At 41.6% G+C, this 22,034-nt stretch carries 19 protein-coding genes and 1 pseudogene; 2 read left to right on the forward strand and 18 right to left on the reverse strand.

The window, feature by feature from the left end:
* Nucleotides 1–499: 499 nt before the first annotated feature.
* The 6 genes and pseudogenes from CEQ75_RS14505 to fusA all read right to left on the reverse strand — a co-directional run bounded on the left by CEQ75_RS14505 (nucleotide 500) and on the right by fusA (nucleotide 9,800).
* On the reverse strand, nucleotides 500–1,969 hold the full coding sequence (locus tag CEQ75_RS14505; RefSeq protein WP_198306553.1) for a sodium-dependent transporter: 1,470 nt from the start codon (nucleotides 1,967–1,969) through the stop codon (nucleotides 500–502).
* Nucleotides 1,970–1,998: 29 nt separating this feature from the next.
* Entirely contained in the window at nucleotides 1,999–2,241 is a 243-nt protein-coding gene (locus CEQ75_RS18700) for a hypothetical protein (RefSeq protein WP_198306554.1), read from the reverse strand.
* Nucleotides 2,242–2,449: 208 nt separating this feature from the next.
* Complete coding sequence (locus CEQ75_RS14510) at nucleotides 2,450–3,349, reverse strand: sulfite exporter TauE/SafE family protein (RefSeq protein ID WP_157677485.1); 900 nt, start codon at nucleotides 3,347–3,349, stop codon at nucleotides 2,450–2,452.
* Between the two features lie 218 nt (nucleotides 3,350–3,567).
* A pseudogene (mttB, locus tag CEQ75_RS14520) lies at nucleotides 3,568–5,034 on the reverse strand ([trimethylamine--corrinoid protein] Co-methyltransferase).
* 674 nt (nucleotides 5,035–5,708) lie between these two features.
* Complete coding sequence (locus CEQ75_RS14525) at nucleotides 5,709–7,448, reverse strand: sigma 54-interacting transcriptional regulator (protein WP_089611810.1); 1,740 nt, start codon at nucleotides 7,446–7,448, stop codon at nucleotides 5,709–5,711.
* Nucleotides 7,449–7,766: 318 nt separating this feature from the next.
* Entirely contained in the window at nucleotides 7,767–9,800 is a 2,034-nt protein-coding gene (gene fusA, locus CEQ75_RS14530; RefSeq protein ID WP_089611812.1) for an elongation factor G, read from the reverse strand.
* Nucleotides 9,801–10,084: 284 nt separating this feature from the next.
* On the opposite strand from fusA, the gene CEQ75_RS14535 reads away from it, so the two are divergent.
* Complete coding sequence (locus CEQ75_RS14535; protein WP_089611814.1) at nucleotides 10,085–11,644, forward strand: putative polysaccharide biosynthesis protein; 1,560 nt, start codon at nucleotides 10,085–10,087, stop codon at nucleotides 11,642–11,644.
* Here the strand turns inward: CEQ75_RS14535 and surE are convergent.
* The 6 genes from surE to queD are packed head-to-tail and all read right to left on the reverse strand — an operon-like array spanning nucleotide 11,641 to nucleotide 14,876.
* Nucleotides 11,641–12,417, reverse strand: a complete 777-nt coding sequence (gene surE, locus CEQ75_RS14540) for a 5'/3'-nucleotidase SurE (protein WP_089611816.1) — start codon at nucleotides 12,415–12,417, stop codon at nucleotides 11,641–11,643. The two genes, CEQ75_RS14535 and surE, sit on opposite strands and share 4 nt — an antisense overlap.
* A gap of 1 nt (nucleotide 12,418) precedes the next feature.
* Complete coding sequence (gene lepB / locus CEQ75_RS14545; protein WP_089611817.1) at nucleotides 12,419–12,961, reverse strand: signal peptidase I; 543 nt, start codon at nucleotides 12,959–12,961, stop codon at nucleotides 12,419–12,421.
* A 2-nt stretch (nucleotides 12,962–12,963) separates the two neighbouring features.
* Complete coding sequence (locus CEQ75_RS14550) at nucleotides 12,964–13,161, reverse strand: YpmA family protein (protein ID WP_089611818.1); 198 nt, start codon at nucleotides 13,159–13,161, stop codon at nucleotides 12,964–12,966.
* A gap of 12 nt (nucleotides 13,162–13,173) precedes the next feature.
* Complete coding sequence (gene folE / locus CEQ75_RS14555; protein ID WP_089611820.1) at nucleotides 13,174–13,737, reverse strand: GTP cyclohydrolase I FolE; 564 nt, start codon at nucleotides 13,735–13,737, stop codon at nucleotides 13,174–13,176.
* Between the two features lie 14 nt (nucleotides 13,738–13,751).
* Nucleotides 13,752–14,489 (reverse strand): 7-carboxy-7-deazaguanine synthase QueE, encoded by a 738-nt coding sequence (locus CEQ75_RS14560; RefSeq protein WP_089611822.1) that lies wholly within the window; start codon nucleotides 14,487–14,489, stop codon nucleotides 13,752–13,754.
* A 12-nt stretch (nucleotides 14,490–14,501) separates the two neighbouring features.
* Complete coding sequence (queD, locus tag CEQ75_RS14565; RefSeq protein WP_089611824.1) at nucleotides 14,502–14,876, reverse strand: 6-carboxytetrahydropterin synthase QueD; 375 nt, start codon at nucleotides 14,874–14,876, stop codon at nucleotides 14,502–14,504.
* Nucleotides 14,877–15,105: 229 nt separating this feature from the next.
* Between queD and CEQ75_RS14570 the strand changes: the two genes are divergently transcribed.
* Nucleotides 15,106–15,486, forward strand: a complete 381-nt coding sequence (locus tag CEQ75_RS14570; protein ID WP_089611826.1) for a TIGR04086 family membrane protein — start codon at nucleotides 15,106–15,108, stop codon at nucleotides 15,484–15,486.
* A gap of 190 nt (nucleotides 15,487–15,676) precedes the next feature.
* Here CEQ75_RS14570 and pssA read toward each other — a convergent pair whose 3' ends face one another.
* The 6 genes from pssA to CEQ75_RS14600 form a co-directional block, all read right to left on the reverse strand.
* Complete coding sequence (gene pssA / locus CEQ75_RS14575) at nucleotides 15,677–16,180, reverse strand: CDP-diacylglycerol--serine O-phosphatidyltransferase (RefSeq protein ID WP_089611828.1); 504 nt, start codon at nucleotides 16,178–16,180, stop codon at nucleotides 15,677–15,679.
* Complete coding sequence (locus CEQ75_RS14580) at nucleotides 16,177–16,812, reverse strand: phosphatidylserine decarboxylase family protein (RefSeq protein WP_089611830.1); 636 nt, start codon at nucleotides 16,810–16,812, stop codon at nucleotides 16,177–16,179. The genes pssA and CEQ75_RS14580 overlap by 4 nt, the downstream gene beginning before the upstream one ends.
* 69 nt (nucleotides 16,813–16,881) lie before the next feature.
* Nucleotides 16,882–19,716, reverse strand: a complete 2,835-nt coding sequence (locus tag CEQ75_RS14585) for a helicase C-terminal domain-containing protein (protein ID WP_089611831.1) — start codon at nucleotides 19,714–19,716, stop codon at nucleotides 16,882–16,884.
* A 98-nt stretch (nucleotides 19,717–19,814) separates the two neighbouring features.
* Entirely contained in the window at nucleotides 19,815–20,213 is a 399-nt protein-coding gene (locus CEQ75_RS14590; RefSeq protein WP_089611833.1) for a biotin/lipoyl-containing protein, read from the reverse strand.
* Nucleotides 20,213–20,431, reverse strand: a complete 219-nt coding sequence (locus tag CEQ75_RS14595; RefSeq protein WP_089611835.1) for a hypothetical protein — start codon at nucleotides 20,429–20,431, stop codon at nucleotides 20,213–20,215. The genes CEQ75_RS14590 and CEQ75_RS14595 overlap by 1 nt, the downstream gene beginning before the upstream one ends.
* Nucleotides 20,432–20,466: 35 nt before the next feature.
* Nucleotides 20,467–22,017, reverse strand: coding sequence for an acyl-CoA carboxylase subunit beta (locus tag CEQ75_RS14600; RefSeq protein WP_089611837.1), 1,551 nt, complete (start codon nucleotides 22,015–22,017; stop codon nucleotides 20,467–20,469).
* Nucleotides 22,018–22,034: the final 17 nt, after the last annotated feature.

The following is a 22,034-nucleotide window of genomic DNA, read 5'->3' on the forward strand; positions in this document are numbered from 1 at the left end:
ATCCATATATAAAGCAAAAATCTTGCCAACTTTCATATATTCAGGAACCCAATAAATCCACACAATTTCATTATCAATAAAAAATTAATGATGAATTTATTGTTCATTTTGCATTTTTTTGTTTAAAATTTTGACGTACATTAAGTGCCGCTTGATTTTTTTGTTTGAGTAATTTTTAACTTAATAGAGTAAATTATTACTCAATCAAATTTTCTAGCATTTTTACCCTCATAACTCTTTAAAATAATTGCTCCTCCATCTTATTCTTTAATATCAATTCTGACCAAAAAAAACAGAGTACTTAACATAAAATGGTTTTTACACTATCTGACCTTTAGAAATCGTTATCTAGGAACTAATGTCACTGAAAAAGGGTATGTCGCTCACGTTATCGCATCAAAGGTTTGCAACATACCCCCGGGCAGAAGATCGAAACCGGTTTTACATTAAAATCAATATCAGGTACCTAGAGTCATATTACACAAACATAAGCGAAATATTATTGATTATGATTCGAATCAAAGGAAGACGGCGTTTCATCAGGATTTTTTGTAGACCCTTGTGTAGTTATTATCGGGTTTCTGATCGCTTCAATAAATACCATCAGATTAAAACCTATAATAGATATAATAATTGGCCAAGCAATATAACCTGGTATATATGGAAGAAGCCAAGATACGACAAAAGTATATCCGGCAATGATTAAAAGCAATGGACCAATAAATTTGACACAGAAATCCCACCATTTCCCGAATTTTATATCCGCTCCGATATTGAGAATATTCTCTCTGACATATGTTGCACCCCAGGCATATCCCACAAAAATGAAAATGAGAAAACCTCCAATCAAGATACCATAAGTTCCGATCGTGCTATCAATCCAATCATAAGTATTCTTACTGAGACAAGAAGGCAAAGCAGCGATATTCCATAATATAAACAATGGAGGGATGATTTTTTTTCTTGTAATATTCCACTCCTCTATAAGTGATTTTACAATTGCCTCAATGCAACCAATGGCAGCACAAAGTCCGGAAACCAAAAGAGCACCAAAAAACAAGATCATGAAAATGTGACCGTAAGGCATACCATGGAACATCTCCGGTAAAACAAGAAAAGCCAAACTGGTACCGGAATCCAAAGGAACGTTGTATACAACACAAGCAGGAATAATCGCCAAACCGACAAACCAGGAAATTCCTCCGTCCAGCAAGGTTGTTTGAGTGATCGTTGAACCAACATCATCATACTTTTTCATATAGCTACCCATGGCAATCATAATACCCCAGCCAAAACATCCGGACCACAAGCCCTGTCCGATTGCTTGCATCCAAGTTTCCATTTGTATTAGGTAGCTCCAATCAGGGATCAGGTAATACTCTAATCCTTTCTCCACACCAGGTAAAAACAATGTCCGTACTACCATAATTGCCATGATCAGGAACAAAAGTGGACCCATGACACTAGTCACTTTTTCTATTCCATTATTCATGCCAAACCATAATACACCAAAGACAATTATATTCACCATGATAGCCCAAATTATGACTTGCGGCGTATCAATAAAACTATTATAAAAAGCTTGGGGCGATTCAGCTATCCATACGGACCCGGAAAAACTGGTCGCAAAGTATCGTAACACCCAAGAAATTAAAACGTTATAATAAACCATAACTATAAAGTTTAAACAAAGTAGCACCCAACCGCAAATACGCCATATTTTTTTCTTTCCTATAGTCGTAAATGCGCCGACAACGGCCTTGCGTGAATATTTTCCCATACATACTTCGCATTGATTACCTATGCTGACAATTAAAATTAAGGCGATGATATAGGCAACAACAAAAGCAGCGCCCCCATATTTTGCACATAAATACGGGAAGCGCCATATATTTCCTAATCCCAAACTAGTCATAATAATGACGAGAAACCCGCTAAATCTGGAACTAAATGTTTCTCTTGTATCCAAAACTAAGCCCCCCTTCTTGCTTTTGTTATTTAAAGCCAATGGAGCACACCTTTGATTGTTCCCAAATGAATAAGCCAACTGGTACCAACACAAATAGCCATTATAATTATTATTTCCCATGTTTTTGAAACCTTTATTTCTTCGTCCACGCTCACCGTCCACTGCTCTAATTCATTTCTTTCTACTTTGGGATTATGAATAAACAAACTTATTGGTGCGATCCATAAAAAGAACACGACGAAAACCAACCAAAACCATGCTGATCCAGTCATTCTTAACACTCCTATCATTATTTTGCTTCTGTTTTCCTCTTTATCAATGACAACTTCTTATCATTTTTTTTATTCCTGAATCAATTTACTGATTTCGTTAAGAATTTGCAGCTGGTGACGACAAGTAAACAGGAACAGAGGACATTATTGAAGCAATGATAAAAAACACCTCTGTTCCCATATTCCTTGCAGTAGCCTCGTCAAAATTTTATACAGTTGTTATCGGCGGCACGCTATCGATTTCTTTTTTGCTGAAGGCCGATTTAAACATGGAAATCGAAGTATATACCAATACGAAAATAACCAACCATTTTAAAGCATACAACGGTATTTCCTTTACGATATAGGCAGCAACAAAAATTCCTAAAAGTCCACCTAAAGGAATGGCAATATTAGATTTGTAATCATAAGAGTCTTCCTTTACAAATCGCATTCCAGCAACGGGAATTAAAAAGGCGCAAGAACCCATCATCAGGGGAAATGCAACCCGGGGGCTTAAACCCAAGGCATAGACTAAAGCCATCATCGGGGCAAAAATACCAATGCCAATGGTCATAAATGCACCTAACAAAAAGGTCACGATGATCGCAACAATTAGCTTAGCACCACTCAGGCCAGTTGCCTCTCCCCCCGTAGGCATCAGTCCCAATTGCCCTGCCAGCATGAATAAAGCTACGATCAAAAGAGCAAATCCCATCCCAATTTGGATCTTTTTTTCCGGTAATTTCGCTACAATACCGGCACCAAAAAATGCACCAAGGGTGGAAGAAATAATAATCGAAAACAATGTTAATGGTTCCACATCGATAATTGTAATATAAATAAGCCCTTCAATAGCCGTTGGCAAAACGGTGCAAGTATTTAAAGTTCCCGGAATTAACCGATCAGACATTGTCTTGAATTTTTTGAAAATAGCGGTCAATGTCCCATACGACCCAATGCCAAGTGTATCAAAAAACATGGTTATAACTCCAACAATTGAAAGAAAACTCCAGCTACCATTAGATCGCGCAATTTTTTCCTTTTTATTGGGTACACGTAGTAGAACATAACCAAATGCTGCAGCAAAAGCAACAATACCTGCCTGAAGAATCGGCACTAAAGGCATACTGACACCTCCTTAAATTTTTGACCTTCCCTTACTTTACATTAAATCTTCGTCAAACTCGTTGATCGCTTTCTTCTTTTCAGATGGCAAAATCTCATTCAATAAATTGATATGAGCCGGGATCAATGGAACCAAAGGGTCACTAATGGCATATGACCCTTAAGATTCCGTTTTCAATCCCATAAACAACTGTTTGATCCTCAAATTACGCTTACTTATTAACTCCAATATTCCTTTTCAGCTTCTTCCACAATAATGCGCATGGTTTCAGCCGCACCGGAGACCAAGGGATCTGGCTTATAGTTTTCCAAAATATGCTTCGCTTCATCATATGCTCTTTCTGTCATATCTTTTGCGCCATCGGCTAACCAGGAATCCCGCATTTTGCGGTCTATCAGTCTATTTTGAGATTGTTCTCGAAAATGTCGGTAAGTATGTTCATTGCTCACAAATTCACCACCAGCACCTACTTGCTCAATGACATTGACAGCTAATTCTTCCGAATTAACATTGATGCCCCCTACAGATTTCTTCACCATACGGGCAATTTCATTGTCTATCAATAGCTGCGCATAATCGAAAGTCATTCCCAATTCCAACATTCCTAACCCATAAATCAAATTGGCACCTGCCAATGCGGGTAAAATTGCTGTCAGGGTTTTTTCATGTGCAGCTTGTGCATCGGGAATCTTACTATCTGCCTATCCTCCGGCAACCCAACTAGGCAATAGATAATACTGCGCCATTTTTGCCACAGCGGCATTGATCATACCTAATTCAGGGCAGCCTACGGGAGAAGTAGTATGCTTCATGTCCATTATGGTGGTGGAACTTCCGTAAATAACAGGTGCTCCCTTTTTCGATAATTGACTAAGCACAATACCACCCAATACCTCAGCATTATGTGTGACCAGCGTGCCCGACAAAGTGACTGGAGATGTTCCCCCGGCAAGTGCCATAGAAAGAATATTCATGGGAATCCCTTCTCTGGCGCACTCAATAATGACATCAGTACTTTCCGGCACCAACTGTAGTGGGCTAACCGGACAAGTAATACAGCTGTAGATCGGTCTTTCTCTTAATTTATCCCGTCCTCCCACCACAGCGGAAGCCATGTCAATAATTTTGCGCAAATTTTCCACACCGCCGCAACCTTGAAATAGATGTTTGGAAGTATTAGTAAAATTGACTTCCACCTCATGAAGGGGCGCAACCTGTGCCGGAACATCCTGGGCCGATACTGCCCGTTCATGAACATCAACACAATCAAGGGCATCACAGACTCTTGCAATATCACCCGTATCTTTTTTAGTGGTTTTTCGGTATTTTCTGGTATAAGGGTCGATAATCATTACACCTTCACCAAAATTTGTAAAGCCAACCTTACTCCCTTCCAGTACGAAATCGTTTTTTGGATTACGTCCAGCCAAAAGCAAGGTTTTTGGTGCACTCGCAATAGCATCTTCCACAAGATAGCCTGGAATTTTTACCATATTGTTCATGCGGTCCACAATGGCGCCTCCGCCATCATAAATATCCTGGGCTTCCTGACTAAGAATTCTAATACCGGTATGCTGCAGCACATGCAATGTAGCACAATGAATGGCATACAGCTCATCATCGGACAACACATGCAAACCAAACCCGTTTAAAAGATTCTGTCCCGCATATGGATTAAAACCCATAAATTACACCTCCCTAAATTATTTTTGATGGAACTTACACACCCTCCAATATCTCATATTGCATCATCACAAGGATGCTACATTATGAAACAAAAAGAAGGGATATTTCAATGGATACTTATTTGTCTAACTTTGGCAGCTCAAAATTCGCTTCTGAAGTATTCTGTATCTCACATAGGAACCGTGTAATTGTCCCTGCATCGAAAGAAACCATAATTTCGTTACCAAATCCAACTTTACTGATACAACTTGTTGCGGATACGTTATGATTTCATAAAGATGATCTATCTCAACCTTGTTTACCATGGGCGTATTCTAGCGGTTGAAAGTTCATCACCTGTCATGAACCAATGTAACTATCTCCACATCTTACAAAATTAATTTGACTTGAAAACTCTTCTCCTTTCATTTTATTTTACTTACCATCGTTGTAGTGAATAATGCATTGGTTTCAATTAAATGTTCAGACTTCATAGCGATACAGATAAGATATGCAATAATCTTGCCAAAATTTATGTTTAAAAAACTCAATGAATATGAGGAATGAATGCCCCTCAAAAAAAGCAATGATGAATATTTTGTTCATCATTGCTTTTTTTGTTTATTCTTTTGTCGTAAACCTAACTATGATTGGTTTTTGACTTAAGCAATATTTCACTTAAGTAATTCATTTTTTACTTATTTAAGTTTTTTAAGATTTTAGCAACCGTTGATTGACTTACATCTAATGCATCTGCCGCCTTATATGTCGACTTATATAGATCATAAGCTTTTTTTACCAAATGCACTTCTAGTTCACGTTTTGCCGATTTCCAAGGCATCAGTCCAGTGCAAATCACACGGCCGCGTGTTTCTCCTTCCACAGCTGGCAATAAGTTAAAATCTTCTTTTGTAATCAGATCAGAATCGCTATTTATGATTGCTTTCTCTACAGTATGCTCAAGTTCTCTAACGTTACCTGGCCAATAATAATTAATTAATTCCTCAAAAACCTCTGGGGTAATTTTCTTATTGAATTTATATTTGTCATTGAATTTACCCAGAAAATACTCCAGAAAAACAGGTATGTCATCCTTCCTGTCACGTAACGGTGCGATGTGCAAAGGAAATACATTCAAGCGATAATAGAGGTCTTTGCGAAAGGTACCCTTTATAACCATGTCATGTAAATCACGATTTGTAGCCGCGATAACTCTGGTATCAATTTCGATTCTTTTGGTACCTCCAATACGTGTAATCTTTCTATCTTGCAGAAATTCCAGAAGTTTCACTTGAAGAAGCAATGGCATCTCACCAATTTCATCCAAGAATAGGGTAGAGTTATGCGCAAGCTCTATTTTCCCAAGCTTACCATTTTTATTCGCACCGGTAAATGCACCGCTTTCATAACCGAATAGTTCCGATTCAATCAGGTTTTCCGGTATCAAACCACAGTTTATTTTTATGAGTGGATATTTGCTGCGCGCACTAAGATTATGCAATAATCGAACTACAACTTCCTTGCCTACACCGGATTCACCCTGAATCAAAACAGTTAGATCCGTATTGGCAATTTTAAGGAATTTCTCCTTAATTTCCTCTAATTGCTCATGGGAACAGACAAACTCTGTCTGCCGAAATAATGCTTCGCGCATTTTATCTATTTGTTGATTTTTTTCAATAATTTCCCTGCTTTGATTTTCTACTTTACTTTTCAAACTATTGATCTCATCCACATCTTTCGAAGTGCATATAACTCGTTTGATGTTGCCTTGCTCGTCAAAAGTAGGTACAGCCGTAGCTAATACTGTTTTTCCTGATTTTAGATGCTGCATCATATCTACTTTTTCTTTCTTTTGATATACCATTAATGAAATACTAGTTGAAATAATATTTTCTTTTTCTAAATCCCTGACATGTTTCCCCAAAAGATCTTTTTCTTTCACTCCATTCACAGTTTCAGCAGCAGGATTTAAATATAAAACAATCCCGCCTCCATCAACAATTAACACTTCTTCGCCTAAATGGTGAAGAACACTTGCGTATTCATCTTTTTCTAGATTTCCGTGTTCGAAAAGCGCGGGAGCAGCCAGTTTCTTTAAGATTTTCAAACCATCTATAACGCCCACAGGCTGTTGCTCGCGGTCAACAACAACTGCCATATTCTGGTCTAAACGAGAAAGGGTTGTAACGTTATCCTGGTCGGATAAGACAGCAAAGTTTTCTTTGCTTTTAATATTATCCATAGTTCCGTTAGGACATGAAGAATAAGCCTCAATCAACTCCCATATTGTAAAGATATCTCTAATGCGATTCTTTTCCTTGACCACAATATAGGTCGCTCGTTGATCCATTGCAATTTTGTGAACGTTTTTTATAAATTCATGACTCGTAACAGCAATGAAATTATTCTGAACGCATTCCCTTATCAGCATTTTAAAACTCCCTTCACCAGGATAATATTTATTCTTTTATCTATCTTCTCGACCTTTCTGTCAATTCCTCTTTTCTAACCAATAAAGCAGTTGCTATACAAAAGGAAAATTTACCTGAGACAATATAAATCTATCCCTCTTAGATTCTGTGAAAAATGAAATAAACACTATATCAGCAATAATAGATCTTACACAGTACTATAAATCAAGGTACTATCTATAAAGCATAATAAAAAGAGGCGTGTCACCCTACGTTTTCAATTAAACGTTTTGCAACAGCCTCTTGATAAATGAATCAAATATTAAACTATCTTATTTTTACTCTTTGGCAGCTTTGGCAGCGGCAATAATCTTTTCTGACATCATGGAGGGCACTTCTTCATATCTGGAGAACTCCATGACAAAGGAGCCTCTGCCCTGGGTAATGGATTTTAAATCAATAGCATACCGATACATCTCGGAAAGGGGTACATTGGCTTTAATCACCTGCATGTTTCCGCTTTTTTCCATACCAAGAATGCGCCCGCGTTTGCTGTTTAAATCCCCCATAATATCACCCATAAATTGATCCGGAACATGAATTTCTACATTCATAATGGGTTCTAAAAGGGCAGGCTTTGCTTGTTCACAAGCTTTGCGGAAAGCTAAGGAAGCAGCAATCTTAAAAGCCATCTCTGAAGAATCCACGGGATGGAAGGAACCATCCTGTAAATTTACCTTAATATTGGTCACAGGATAACCGGCCAGAATCCCCTCTACCATAGATTCCCGCACCCCTTTTTCTACGGCCGGAATATATTGGCGCGGTACGGAACCACCAAAAATAGTTTCCGTAAACTCAAACTCACCCTCTGGGTATGGGGCCACATCAATATAAACATGCCCGAATTGGCCATGGCCGCCAGATTGTTTTTTGTGTTTTCCTTCCACTTTAGTGGCAGAACCTCTAATGGTTTCACGATAAGGTACTAACGCCTCATTTGTTTTTACCTCTACGCCAAACTTTCGCTGCAAACGGTCGATGGTAATATCAATATGGGCTTCCCCCATTCCCGTTAAAAGGGTTTGATGGGTCTCCACATTTTTCTCTAAACGCAGGGTAGGATCTTCTTCCAATAAACGGCTGATACCGGTACCTAATTTATCTTCATCCCCTTTTGTCTTTGGTTCAATGGCAACAGTCAGAGTGGGGATGGGGAAATCAATCCCATCCAGAACAACACCGCTGTCCTTGGTGGTTAAGGTATCTCCGGTGTTGGTTTGGGCCAATTTCGCCACAATCCCGATATCCCCAAATTTTAATTCCGGCAACTGCAATTGGTTCTTCCCTTGCATGGTAAAAAGCTGGCTGATTTTTTCATCAGCTTCTTTTCTGGGATTATATGCTGTAGAATCACTTTTAAAAGATCCTTGATATACTCGGAAAAAGCTGATGCGGCCCACATAGGGGTCGGCCATGGTCTTAAATACCAAGGAAGCCATCGGTTTATTGGGAGCATCCTGATCCTCCAGCTTTTCTAGAGGAGTAGGAGCATAGTGCACCAAAATGTTCAGTAAAAGATCTGCACCAATATTTTTAAGGGCAGAACCACATAAAACCGGAACGACTTTTCCTGCCATCACACCGGCTTTTAATCCGGCAATGATTTCTCCGTCGGTCAGTTCTTCCCCTTCCAGATATTTCATCGTTAATTCGTCTTCACCTTCAGCCGCGGCCTCAATCATCATTTCCCGATAAGTTTCCGCATCCGCCATCAAATCATCCGGGATGGGAATTTCTGAGGATTTTCCCCCGTCGTATTGATATGCCTTCATCTCAATTAAATCGATGATGCCGTTAAAATTCGCTTCTGACCCGATGGGAAACTGGATGGGCACAATTTGCTGCGTCAGTTTTTCCCGCATGGAATCCAGTGCCTTGACGAAATCAGCATTCTCCCGATCCATTTTGTTAATAAAAGCGATGCGGGGAAGATTTGATTCATCAGCCAGCTCCCAAACGATTTCCGTACTTACTTCAACACCTGCCACGGCATCAACCAGCATCAGCAAACAATCTGAAACGCGCAAAACGCCTTTCACTTCACCAAAAAAGTCAGAAAAACCAGGGGTATCCAGCAAATTAATTTTCGTATCTAGCCACTCACAGGCAACCAAGGAAGCATTAACCGTACTTTTACGTTTAATCTCCTCAGGATGATAATCAGCTACGGTATTGCCCTCATCAACCTTGCCTAAACGATTGGTTGCCCCCGTATTAAATAGCATGGACTCAGTCAATGATGTTTTCCCAGCGCCCTGGTGAGAGACAATACCGATATTTCTAATACTTTCCGACAAGTAAACCTTCATGTGTATCCTCCTTCAGCTCCGAAAAATTTAGATTGATCCAACTAAATAAGATAAGAATTAATTAATTTATTGTTAAGTTATATATTATCCCTGAATCCCCAAAAACCCTTTTTTCAAGAAGAATTTTTCCCATACTTTTTTATACTGATCATGTATTTAACATGTTCCCCATTAATTGGTAATATAATACCCCAAACCCGCATATTTCTATCCTAAGAACAAGCTAAAACTTTTGCTGCATTGATTGTCAAACAGGTCATGCTTGATCCTACAGTGAGGTTAAAATGAAAAAAGAAGGTTATTTATTTGGAGCCATGATTCTTTTAATATCGAACTTTTTAATCAAGATCTTAGGCTTCTTATATCGGGTCATCCTGGTCAGGTTTCTTGGTGCGGAAGGCATTGGTTTAATCGAGATGGTCAATCCCTTTTATACCTTTATCTTGGTCCTGACAACCTGGGGTATCCCCTTGGCCATGTCAAAAATGATCGCTCAGGAAACAGCAGAAGGTAATTGGGGTAATATTAACAGAATTTTTCGTTTAACCCTCATCCTGTTAACCGCTTCCGGACTCATCACTACCACCCTGGTTATTTATTTTGCCCCTGTGATCGTCAAACACTTTGTTCCGGACAGCCGCATTTATTATTGTTTTGTCACCATGATCCCTGCTATTTTCCTCGTTGCCGTCTGCTCCGTTTATCGTGCCTATTTTCAAGGTACAAAACAAATATCCGCCATTGGTTTCAGTCAGACCATTGAACAAATCATTCGGGTAATTGTGGGCCTGACCTTAACCATTAAGCTTCGCAAATATGGTCTTGAAATTGCAGTGGTAGGTGTAGCTGTGGCATCAGTCGCGGGGGAATTAGGCGGTCTTCTTTTTATGTTGGCTAAGTATCATTGGCAAAAAAGAAGAAGCAAAGTTCTCCTTCCTGCTCCTGCAACAAGCAGCTCCCTCTCCATCCTGAAAGGGCTGTTTACCTTTGGCACCCCTGTGACATTAACCAGGCTCCTGTCCAGCACCCTCTTGACATTGGAAGCTTCTTTGATCCCCAGGGGATTGATTTTAGCAGGGAACAGTATGCGCACAGCGACCGAGATCTATGGGCGTTATTCCGGCGTCGCGATGACGCTGCTCCATTTACCCAGTATCATTACCATGTCTTTGGCTGTATCTGTGATGCCTGCCGTAGCGGAGCTGTCGGCAGGAGGTCAGAAAAAGCTCCTGGAACATCGCATCACAGAATCCCTATGGATCACATCTGCCTTTACCATTCATAGCATGACCATCTTGTTTTTTTATGCCACAGAATTGTGCGGTTTGGTTTTTCATGCCCCGGAAGCGGGAGAAGCTTTGAAAGTTCTGGCTCTGGGCGGCCTCTTTTGCTATCTCCAGCAGACCATGAACAGTATTCTTCAGGGATTAGGACGCGTAAAAATGCTTCTTTTTAATAATTTATGTTCCGGACTATGTCTCATCCTGGGTATTTTGCTGCTCACACCTGTAAAGGGTCTGGAAATAAAAGGTGCAGCCATCGCGTTAAGTTTAAGCAATTTCACCGGCTGCACCTTAAATATTTTTTATTTGATGAAATTCACGGGCATCGCATTACCCTTAAACAAAATCATTATCAAACCTATGATCTCAGGGATGATATCATTATCAGCACTGATGCTCTTGGATCATTGGCTCAGACCGATCATCAATAATCTGCCTTTAACCATCCTGCTTCTGATTGGACTTACTTCCCTCTTATATTTTGGGATTCTTTTAATGATTGGCGGTTTGCCCCTTCATACTTTAAAAAGGCTGCCCTTTTTCAATAAATGGCTTTCCTAGATTTTAGAGATCAAATCTTCAAATCCCCAGGATTTTATGGTATCGATGACCTGATAATTGGTTAAATCAAAATGGATCGGGCTGACCGAAACAAAATTATTCTTGACGGCTTCAACATCAGAATTTTCATCGCCCTCCTGGTTGATCACATCACCGGCCAGCCAAAAATATTCTCTGCCCCGGGGATCTTTGCGGCTTTCAATGGTATTAGTGTAACGGCGGTCACCTAACTTAGTCACCCGTACCCCTTGAATATACTGGGCTTCGACACCAGGCACATTTACATTTAATAAGGTTTGTGACGGGAAGCCTTTCAATCTTAAAAGCTGACACAATCTGGCTGTAAAATCAGCGGCAAAACTAAAATCAACCAGGGCATCATCATCCAAGGAAACTGCGATGGAAGGCAATCCGTTGATCATGCCTTCAATGGCGGCAGAAACAGTACCGGAATAGAGAACATCTGTCCCCAGATTGGCCCCGTGATTGACACCGGAGACTATCAAATCAGGAGGTTCCGATAGTAGTGTTTCTAAGGCTAATTTCACGCAATCAGCAGGTGTTCCCACCACAGACCAATGATCCTGATCCGAATCTTTTAATTTGATCTTTTGGGCCCGAATTGGTTTATGCACGGTAATGCCATGACCGGTTGCACTTCTTTCATAACTGGGGGCCACCATATTAACAGTACCAATTTCGCTGAGCGCTCTTCTTAATGCCTGGATCCCCTCTGCCTGAATCCCATCATCATTCGTTATCAGAATTTTCATTTTAATCCTCCTCAGACTCCAATCTCCCCATACGTTTTAACGGCCAATAACGAAAAAAAGCTTTTCCTTTTACGGAGTCCATGCTCAAGAATGGATCGCTCCAAAGATGGCTGTCAAAGCTCATGTTTCTATTGTCTCCCAAAACAAATAAATAATCCTCAGGTACTTGCTGCGGTCCAAATTGATATTGGGGTGCTTCGTTTTGATACAGTTCCGTCAATGGCAGGTCATTGATATATACTGTCCCTTCTTTTATTTCCACCTTTTCTCCCGGCAGCCCAATCACCCTTTTAATCATATCATCCCCACTTATCTCCGGTTCCGGCGGAGCTTCAAAAACGATGATATCCTTTCGCTCAGGATCTCCAAAACGATAAACCAGCTTATTGACCAGAACCATATCTCCTGCAAAGATGGTTGGATACATGGATGAAGTGGGAATGATCCGATTATCAAAAAGAAAAAACTTCACAATAAGGGTAATCAATCCGGCAATGATAATCGTGCTGACAATTTCCCAAATAACTTTTTTGGCTCTGCCCATGATCAAACCTCATAAATAGTGATGGTCATGGCAGCTGAGTCTCCTTTTCTCAGTCCAAACATCAGATTATGTGCTTTCAAGCTTTTATTCAAAAAATCCACTACCTGGTACATATCATCCCAGGCCGCAAAATCCTTGACAGCGATGAGCTCCATTTTACCTGAAGTTTTGTGGTCGGTTTCTATATTTGTCTCATCCATGACCGCCCCTCCTTAAATTTTAATTAAAGAAAAAGCTTCCGCTCTTGTTGCCTGGCTGGTGGCAAATCTGCCTCGGACTGCAGAGGTAAGGGTCGCGGAGCCCGGCTTTTTGACCCCTCTCATGGTCATGCACATATGCTCTGCTTCAATCACAACTAATACGCCCTGAGCATCCAAGGTTTCCATAATCGCATCCGCAATCTGCGTGGTCAGCCGTTCCTGAACCTGGGGACGTCTGGCAAAGCATTCTACCGTGCGTGCTAATTTGGATAATCCGGTAATCTTACCATCTCTTTTCGGGATATAGGCCACATGAGCTTTTCCGTAAAAAGGCATCAAATGGTGTTCGCACATGGAATATAAAGGGATATCCTTTACCAGGATCATTTCCTCATGTTTTTCATCGCAAAATTGTACCTTTAAATGCTCTCTCGCATCTTCTGTTAAGCCGCTGAAAATTTCCTCGTACATGCGGGCTACTCTTTTTGGTGTGTTCACCAATCCTTCTCTTTCCGGATCTTCTCCGATCGCTTCAATGATCTCTCTCACTGCTCTTTCTATCCGTGCTTTATCCATTTCATTTATCCTTTCTACAGTAAATTTAAAATTTTATGAGTTTGTGGAATCACTCTGACATTTTTTAAAGCAGTTCCAAAATAATCCTGGATCTGTATATATTTCCCCGGAATCATCTCCCGCACCCTATTAACAGGAGTAACCGGTTGTAAAACCAAAGGAATCCCTGGATCAGCCTTTGCCATCAGCTTCATGATTTGCTCCAGCTCTTCCTGGGTGGTATTTTCAGTCAACACCACCTTCACATATAGCTCTTTTTCTAAAGCAATATTGATAAATTCTTCCTGATCATGCCAACAGGCATAGTTGGTCACACTGGGCAGTTTGATGTCCATACTGATAATATCAAGATAGGGCAGCAGCTTGCTTAAATTTTTCGGTAAGGTACCGTTGGTCTCAAGAAACACGGGACATCTGCCCCTGAACAAAGGAAGAAACTCTGCTAAAAAATCAGCTTGCAGCAACGGCTCTCCCCCTGTCAGACTAAGGGAATGATGGATTTCCGGCTTCAGCTGCAGCACAATTTTCAGCAGCTCTTCCGGCGCAACCGGGTTTCGATAATATTCAAAACGGCTTGTCCCAGGATCCATTTCTACAGGGAATTTCTCCCGATAGCCTGCAGTGGAGTCATTGGTGTCACAGTAGCTGCAATGGAGATTGCATCCCGTAAAACGAAGAAAAATCTGCCGCACACCAACATAAAGACCTTCCCCTTGAATGGAAGAAAAGATTTCATGCAAGGTTCCTTTCATCCGGGCACCTCCTCATTCTTTTTCAAAATAAGCAGCTGCCGCTCCCGGGGATTCCCAAACGGTCACCCGGGATACCCAGACCGGATAATTACTCAGGGCTTTGGACATCTCCTGAAAAATATAACAGCTAATATTTTCCGCAGTCGGATTCGTCTCATGAAAAGCTGTGAGTTCATTGATCAAAACATGATCCAAAGGATCTAAAACCTTCTTCAGTTCATTTTTGACCACAGAAAAATCAACTACCATCCCGGTTTTGTCTAAATCTTCTCCCTGAATTTTTATTTCTACCTGCCAGGTATGACCATGGATCTTGGCACATTTGCCCTGATATTCTTTTAAAAAATGAGCAGCATCAAAATGATCCTGTACAGAAATTTCAAACATACAATTCCTTCCTCTATCATAAGATTAATAATTCAAATATCAACAAAATCTTAAAAAAATTAACATAAAACACTTCTCTTATTTTATGTATTTTATCCACATCAGTCAAGCAAAACCAATCGATTAGATATATATCTTAATACAAAGTTCTTGAAGGCAAATTTAAAAATCATAATTTCCATTTTTTCCGCATAGATTGTACAAATCAATTTATAAAGGAGGCCTTCCTTTGGCAATAAAAAACAAGCTTTCCTGTAACTTTCCAGGCAGATTGAATCCTATGCTTCGAGGTCTGATGATAACATATCTTCTGATCATTCTGCTCTCCTTATTGTCTGGTTTCGTTTTTTACTTCTCGCCATTAAATGAACAATGGATGCAGCCTTTAGGCGTGATCATTACCGCCGCCGCCTTGTTTTTCGGTGGCCGCATAGCTGCTCAAACCGCAGGAAATAAAGGGATGATCCACGGACTGACCATCGGGGTGACCTTTGTCATCATTTCCCTGCTCCTGTCTCTCGGCAGCGATATTTCCTGGTCTGCCCTGGCCATGAAAAGTGTCTATGCAGTACTGGCATCCATAATCGGCGGCATAACCGGGGTAAAATAATCATATTCAAAATGGAATGATAGAAAAGAGAAGATGCGGAAAATCGCATCTTCTTATTGTCTGAGGGTTTTCTTTAAAATTTTTCTCAGGAAATCAGGTAATTTAATGAAATATACGCGCACGGTCTTTCACGCCCCTTCAACTGAACTTAAAATATTCTATTCAGTTGAAAGTTTTTGGTGCCCAATTTTCATATTTTTGGTACCCTGAAGGTACAGATCATTAAAAATCCTAATATTGCTGTGATCAACAGCATAACCAGCGGGTTAATCATATGAGCAAATAAAAGTAAGAATGCCAGAAAACTTCCCGCTACCGTAATCGGTATCCCCTGATAATATCCGGATGTTGTGATGACATTGAAGCGGGCTAAACGAAGGGCTCCGGCAACAGCAAACCAAATAATCACTGCTAAACCGAGCCATTGATAATGCTCTAAACTTTGGGTATAAACTAGAATAGCAGGCGCAACTCCGAAGGAAACAACATCCGCCAGGGAATCCAGTTCCTTGCCAAAATTTGATGAAACATCTAATTTCCGGGCAACTTTTCCATCAAGTACATCCATGATCATCGCCAAAATAATAAAAATTGACGCGTCATAATATTGTTCCCACAATGTATTTAAAATTGCTAAAATTCCAAAAATTAAGTTCGCGATGGTAAATAATGAAGGGACAATGGTTAAACTCATTCAGAACACCTTCCAATCACCGACAATCCGCCTTTCACTTTACTCCCCTTTTGCACCGAAAGGTTATATTCCAAAGGCAGGTAAATTTCTGTACATGAACCAAATTTAATTAAACCGAAACGTGCTCCCTGTGTAAGGTGATCACCTTCCTTTGACCAACATACAATGCGGCGGGCAACAAAACCTGTGATTTGGCACACCATAATCCTGGATCTTCCCGTATTTAAAACCAGATAATTTCTTTCATTGATCTCCGAGGCATGGCTCTTAAAAGCCGGGATAAACTTACCGGGCATATACTTAATTCTTTCTACTGTACCCCGAACCGGAGCGCGATTAAAATGCACATTAAAAATGCTCAAAAATATGGAAACCTTCCAAACTTCCTCATTTAAGAACTCTGTTTCCTTCACCTTCGTAATCCCCATGACGACACCATCTGCAGGTGATAAAGCCGCATGCTCATCTAAAACAATTCTACGCTGGGGGTTACGAAAAAAGAAGAGTGTGAACAGAAAAAATATTCCGGGAATGATACTGAGCCATGGCTCAACCAAATATAATAACCAAATTAAAACTCCGCTCATCAAAAGAAAAGGAAAGGATTCTTTTGCGACGGGTAGATTATTCATAGCCAATCCCTCCCTCTCAAAGGCCATTACTTATTCTATCATTTTTTCTTGACCGCAGGAAGGTAAACTTTACAGTTCCCCGCCTTTCTTATTTAACCATTGATGGATCGTTTCCGTCAATTCATTGGTTGTACCCACGACAGTGGTCATCCCGGGCAGAGACTTTAAAAAGGTCTTGCCATAATTTTTTTCGATAATCCTTTTATCCAGGATACAGAAAGCACCATAATCGGAATGGGAACGAATCAGCCGGCCAAAACCCTGTTTAAAACGGATAATCGCCTGGGGAAGACTGTAACGACGAAAACCGTTTAAACGGCGCTCTTTAAAGCGATCCAGACGCGCCGAAACAGTGGGTAAAGAAGGAGGCCAAAAAGGCAATTTCACAATCACGACCAGGGATAATGCTTCCCCCACCACATCAATCCCTTCCCAAAAGCTATTCGCACCAAGCATGACACTGTGTTCATTATTTTTAAATCCTTCCAGAATGCGGTTTCTATTCCCGGTAACCCCGTGGGCATAGATGGTAATCCCCTCTTGTTTTAAAGGTCGATAAATTTGTTCATAAACTTGTTTCAATTGATGATGAGAGGTAAATAGCACCAATGTTCTCCCTCTGGTTGCGGTAATCAGCTGCACCAAAGTTTTTGCCACATGATCAGTTAACAAAAAATCGGATGCAGCTCCCGGTTGCGGCAGATCTGAAATGATGCCTAATAACACTTGTTCCTGATAATTAAAAGGTGACGGCACTTTTAAAGTGTGTAAAGGAGCATCCCCTTGGCTTAAGCCAATGCTTTCGATAAAATAATCAAAACTGTTCTCGACGGTTAAGGTTGCCGAGGTCAAGATCACCGCCGATTTTGAGGCAAAAAGATATGATTGAAGCTGATCTTTCACCTCTACGGGAGAAATGTGAATCATGGGAAAGTATTGCTGTCCGCTGTATTCCACCCAGCTGACATATGACTCTTCCCTACCCGGGAGCAGAATCGTAAGGCTTTGGACTACCTGATGCATCTTCTCCATCAGTACCTTTAGTTCCTGAATTTCTTTAATCTCCATGCCAAATTCCGTTTCGATGATTTGCGCCTTTTCTCCAATCTTCCCCATCAGCATGATAAGGTTTCTTAATTGCAGGCTTAAATTTTCTCCTGATGCTGAGATCCCCATCCAATGGTGATGATTGCGGTGCTGGGGCAGAATGCGCAGGGTTTGAACATAGGTCTCGTTTTCAGACCAATGGGAGCCAAAATAATCTGAAAACATCTGAAAGAATTCCCTTAAGGAAGCTAAGCTTAATTCCACCCCTTCTTTTGCTTCCGTTAATACCTGAATCAATTCATCCTTGGTATCCTGGTCCAAACCGGTCCATTTATTAATTTTTGCCATGATCTGCTGTAAAATCCCGCCCGATCTGGTGAGATTACCCCGTTGCAGTTTTTGGAGCAGCCCCAGTAATTCATAATAATTAATGGCCAAGGAAAATTGTTTTTCCGCTTCCTGTTCCAGATGATGGGCCTCGTCAATAATTAAATATTTATAATCCGGTAAAATATTATCACCGACGACGGCATTGGCCAATAGAAGGGAATGATTCACGATGACCAGCTGGGCTTGTTCTCCCATTTTCCTGGCCTGGGAAACAAAGCATTGTCCCCGATAAAAGCGGCATTTGGTATTAAAACAGGTTTCACTGCCGGCCGCCAGCCCTTTCCATTGACTCATTTCTTTTTTATTTAATGATAATTCATCAATATCCCCTGTTCTTGTATCCCGCGCCCAAAGTACCAATCGTCTGATTAAGGGCAGCAATTCCTCATTCGGTTCCTTAAAAAAATCTTCCCATTTCCTGAGACACAGGTAATGACCTCGGCCTTTGATAATCGCAGCAGAAAAATCCCTGCCGGTGATTTCTTTAGCCAAAGGGATATCTTTTTTGATCAGCTGTTCCTGGAGATTAATGGTATGGGTACTTACTACCACTTTGTGCCCTGACTTAACACTCCAAAGCACAGCCGGCAGCAAATAAGCAAGAGATTTCCCCGTACCTGTACCTGCCTCCACCACAAAACAACCGCCTTGATTAAATCGTGCCGCCACCCCTTGGGCCATTTCTTCCTGTTGAGAACGATAGCGAAAACCGGGGATGGCAGTATCAATACTGCCGCCAGGCTGCAACAGATCGGTAATTTCCTGGGATTCCAAGCGAACCGATTCATTGATTTCTTTTGGTGTTTCTGCCCCGGGAAAGAAATCCTTGTTATTTACAGGCAGAAAAAAATATGGAGATTTGATCTTTTCCTGAGGAAAATGACGCAGACGCCGGGCATATTCTTCTTTGATTAAATCTCCTAATGGGGTATTCTTCTTTTCATATAAAAAGTGCAATGATTCCAGAACAATCAGTTCCAGGCTCTTTAACGATTCACAGAGGTGGAGAAATAAATAAGCTGTCGCTCTGGCATCACCCAGGGCCCGATGGGCAGCCTGATGTTCGATGGCTAAAGACGTGGTTAAATCCCCTAAAGCAAAACTAGATTCATAGGGAAGCAGTATTTTTGCCATTTCGATGGTATCCAATGAGGGAACACTTTCTTTGATATGAAAGGGCATAAAGCTTAAATCAAAGGAAATTTGATGCCCCACCAGCACCGACCCGGCAATAAAATCTTCTAATTGGGGAAGTACCTGAGAAAAAGATGGCATATCCCGCACCATTTGATCATCAATTCCTGTCAGTGCTACGATTTCTTCCGGAATACGCCCCTCCGGATGGACTAAGGTTGAAAACTCTTCACATAAAATGCCGTGGGAGATGCGCACCCCACCAATCTCAATGATCTCGTCTTTTTGACAGTCCAAGCCTGTTGTTTCAAGATCTAAAACGACAAAATCCACCCCATCAAACTCCTTTCCTCCTTTCTGTTTCTACAATTAAGGAAATATTCCTGCAAAAAACAGAAAATGCCCCCTGAGGAGGCATCAACTAGACATCATTATTTTAAGGTAAATAACAAATCCCCGGCCTGTACGCTGTCGCCTTTTTTTACATGAATCCCTTGAATGGTCCCGGCAAAGGGGGCCACGATTTCATTTTCCATTTTCATTGCTTCCACAATCAGCACCAGTTCATTAGTCTGAACATCTTGTCCTTCCTTTGCGATGACGTTCAAAATTGTGCCCGGCAGCGGACTGGTTACCTCATTGGCGGCACCGCTTGCGGCTGGTTTAGGTGCAGCGGGTTTCGTGGCAGCAGGCTGGGCAGGAGGTGCTTTCGGCACATCTGCCGCAATTTTTACCGGTGCCGGGCCGGCTGCATTTTGCCCTGCATTTTTAACTTCTTCTATCTCCACCTCAAAGGTTTCTCCATTCACGACGACATGAAATTTTCTCATTAGCTATTTCCCCTTTCCAATATTCTCTGACGAGATAAAATAAGATCTGCTGTTCCTGCCATCGACCAACGAGACGCACGGCCGGAAACACGCTGAATCGATTTATATGTAAATTCAGAGGCTGGTTTTCCGATCATGGCACATAAGGAGGCAGTAATCGCTGCCACCACCGCCGGCGGTATTTCCGTCCCCTGATTTTTTGCTTTATCGAATGCCAAGGCATGTCCCTCCTTTGATGAATTCACTAATAATCTTATAACGGCATATTACCGTGCTTTTTACCCGGACGGCTCTCCCGCTTCGTCATCAGGGATTCCAGGGATTTGATCAAATAATATCTGGTCTTTTCCGGTTCGATCACCATATCAGCAAGACCTCGGGCAGCCGCACAGTATGGATTGGAGAACTTCTCCTCATACTCACCGATCATTTCCTCACGCTTTTCATTGGGGTTTTCCGCCCCCTCGATTTCTTTACGGAAGACAATATTGGCTGCCCCCTGGGCACCCATGACGGCAATTTGCGCACTGGGCCAGGCAATAGCCACATCCGCCCCTAAGGATTTGGCACACATGGCCAAATATGCACCCCCATAGGCTTTGCGCGTAATGAGCTGAATTTTGGGCACTGTGGCTTCCGAATATGCATACAGGAGCTTCGCGCCATGGCGAATAATCCCCCCATGCTCTTGCTCTACCCCAGGAAGATAACCGGGGGTATCCACGATGGTCAAAAGAGGAATGCCAAAAGCATCACAAAAACGGATAAAGCGGCTGGCCTTGTCCGAGCAATTAATATCCAGGCAGCCGGCCATCACCTTGGGCTGGTTGGCGATGACCCCTACGGACATGCCGTTTAAGCGCATAAACCCGATGAGGATATTTTTTGCATAGTGGGGCTGGATTTCGAAGAACTCTCCGTCATCCGCCAAAGCAGTAATCACATCCATCATATTATAAGCTTTATTAGCATCATCCGGAACCACCGTTTCTAAAAGCTCGTCCATACGATCCGCCGGATCATTGGTGGGCACCAAAGGTACCGGATCTAAATTATTTAAGGGGAGATAGGTTAAGAGCTTTTTAATCTGCCAAAAGCATTCATCTTCATCCGCGGCAAAGAAGTGGGCATTCCCGCTCATCTGATTATGGGCCAGAGCTCCTCCCAAAGATTCACCGCTGACCTCTTCCCCGGTAACAGCTTTGATCACCTGGGGACCGGTAATAAACATCTGACTGGTTTGATCCGTCATAAAGATAAAGTCGGTTAGGGCCGGTGAATAAACCGCCCCCCCGGCACATGGTCCCATAATCACAGAAATTTGAGGGATGACACCGGAAGCCATGGTATTTCTTTTAAAAATTTCCCCGTATCCATTTAAAGCATCAATTCCTTCCTGGATCCTCGCTCCTCCCGAATCATTGATGCCGATAAAGGGTGCCCCCATCTTGATTGCTAAATCCATGACCTTACATATCTTTGCCGCATGCATTTCACCAAGTGACCCGCCTAAAACCGTAAAATCCTGGGCATACAAATAGACCAGACGGCCCAAAATGGTGCCGTAACCCGTCACTACCCCCTCACCGGGAGCATTCACATCCGCCATGCCGAACTCAGTGCCCCGATGCACGACAAACTGATCCAGCTCGACAAAGCTTCCTTGATCCAATAATTTCTCAATGCGCTCCCGAGCGGTGAACTTACCGCTTTGATGCTGCTTTTCAATTCTTTTAGGCCCTCCGCCGTTCAGGACCATCTCCCTTTTTTCTGATAACTTAGCCAATTTTTCTTCTCTTGACATCAATGAATCCTCCTGTA

It is taken from the genome of Dehalobacterium formicoaceticum (genome assembly GCF_002224645.1).
In the GTDB taxonomy this organism is placed as follows: domain Bacteria; phylum Bacillota; class Dehalobacteriia; order Dehalobacteriales; family Dehalobacteriaceae; genus Dehalobacterium; species Dehalobacterium formicoaceticum.

Bases quoted from the DNA above. Each gene is read 5' to 3' on its own strand.
- CEQ75_RS18700 (WP_198306554.1), bottom strand. From the start codon at position 2,241: ATGACTGGATCAGCATGGTTTTGGTTGGTTTTCGTCGTGTTCTTTTTA.
- CEQ75_RS14510 (WP_157677485.1), bottom strand. From the start codon at position 3,349: ATGCCTTTAGTGCCGATTCTTCAGGCAGGTATTGTTGCTTTTGCTGCA.
- CEQ75_RS14525 (WP_089611810.1), bottom strand. From the start codon at position 7,448: ATGCTGATAAGGGAATGCGTTCAGAATAATTTCATTGCTGTTACGAGT.
- fusA (WP_089611812.1), bottom strand. From the start codon at position 9,800: ATGAAGGTTTACTTGTCGGAAAGTATTAGAAATATCGGTATTGTCTCT.
- CEQ75_RS14535 (WP_089611814.1), top strand. From the start codon at position 10,085: ATGAAAAAAGAAGGTTATTTATTTGGAGCCATGATTCTTTTAATATCG.
- surE (WP_089611816.1), bottom strand. From the start codon at position 12,417: ATGAAAATTCTGATAACGAATGATGATGGGATTCAGGCAGAGGGGATC.
- lepB (WP_089611817.1), bottom strand. From the start codon at position 12,961: ATGGGCAGAGCCAAAAAAGTTATTTGGGAAATTGTCAGCACGATTATC.
- CEQ75_RS14550 (WP_089611818.1), bottom strand. From the start codon at position 13,161: ATGGATGAGACAAATATAGAAACCGACCACAAAACTTCAGGTAAAATG.
- folE (WP_089611820.1), bottom strand. From the start codon at position 13,737: ATGGATAAAGCACGGATAGAAAGAGCAGTGAGAGAGATCATTGAAGCG.
- CEQ75_RS14560 (WP_089611822.1), bottom strand. From the start codon at position 14,489: ATGAAAGGAACCTTGCATGAAATCTTTTCTTCCATTCAAGGGGAAGGT.
- queD (WP_089611824.1), bottom strand. From the start codon at position 14,876: ATGTTTGAAATTTCTGTACAGGATCATTTTGATGCTGCTCATTTTTTA.
- pssA (WP_089611828.1), bottom strand. From the start codon at position 16,180: ATGAGTTTAACCATTGTCCCTTCATTATTTACCATCGCGAACTTAATT.
- CEQ75_RS14580 (WP_089611830.1), bottom strand. From the start codon at position 16,812: ATGAATAATCTACCCGTCGCAAAAGAATCCTTTCCTTTTCTTTTGATG.
- CEQ75_RS14590 (WP_089611833.1), bottom strand. From the start codon at position 20,213: ATGAGAAAATTTCATGTCGTCGTGAATGGAGAAACCTTTGAGGTGGAG.
- CEQ75_RS14600 (WP_089611837.1), bottom strand. From the start codon at position 22,017: ATGTCAAGAGAAGAAAAATTGGCTAAGTTATCAGAAAAAAGGGAGATG.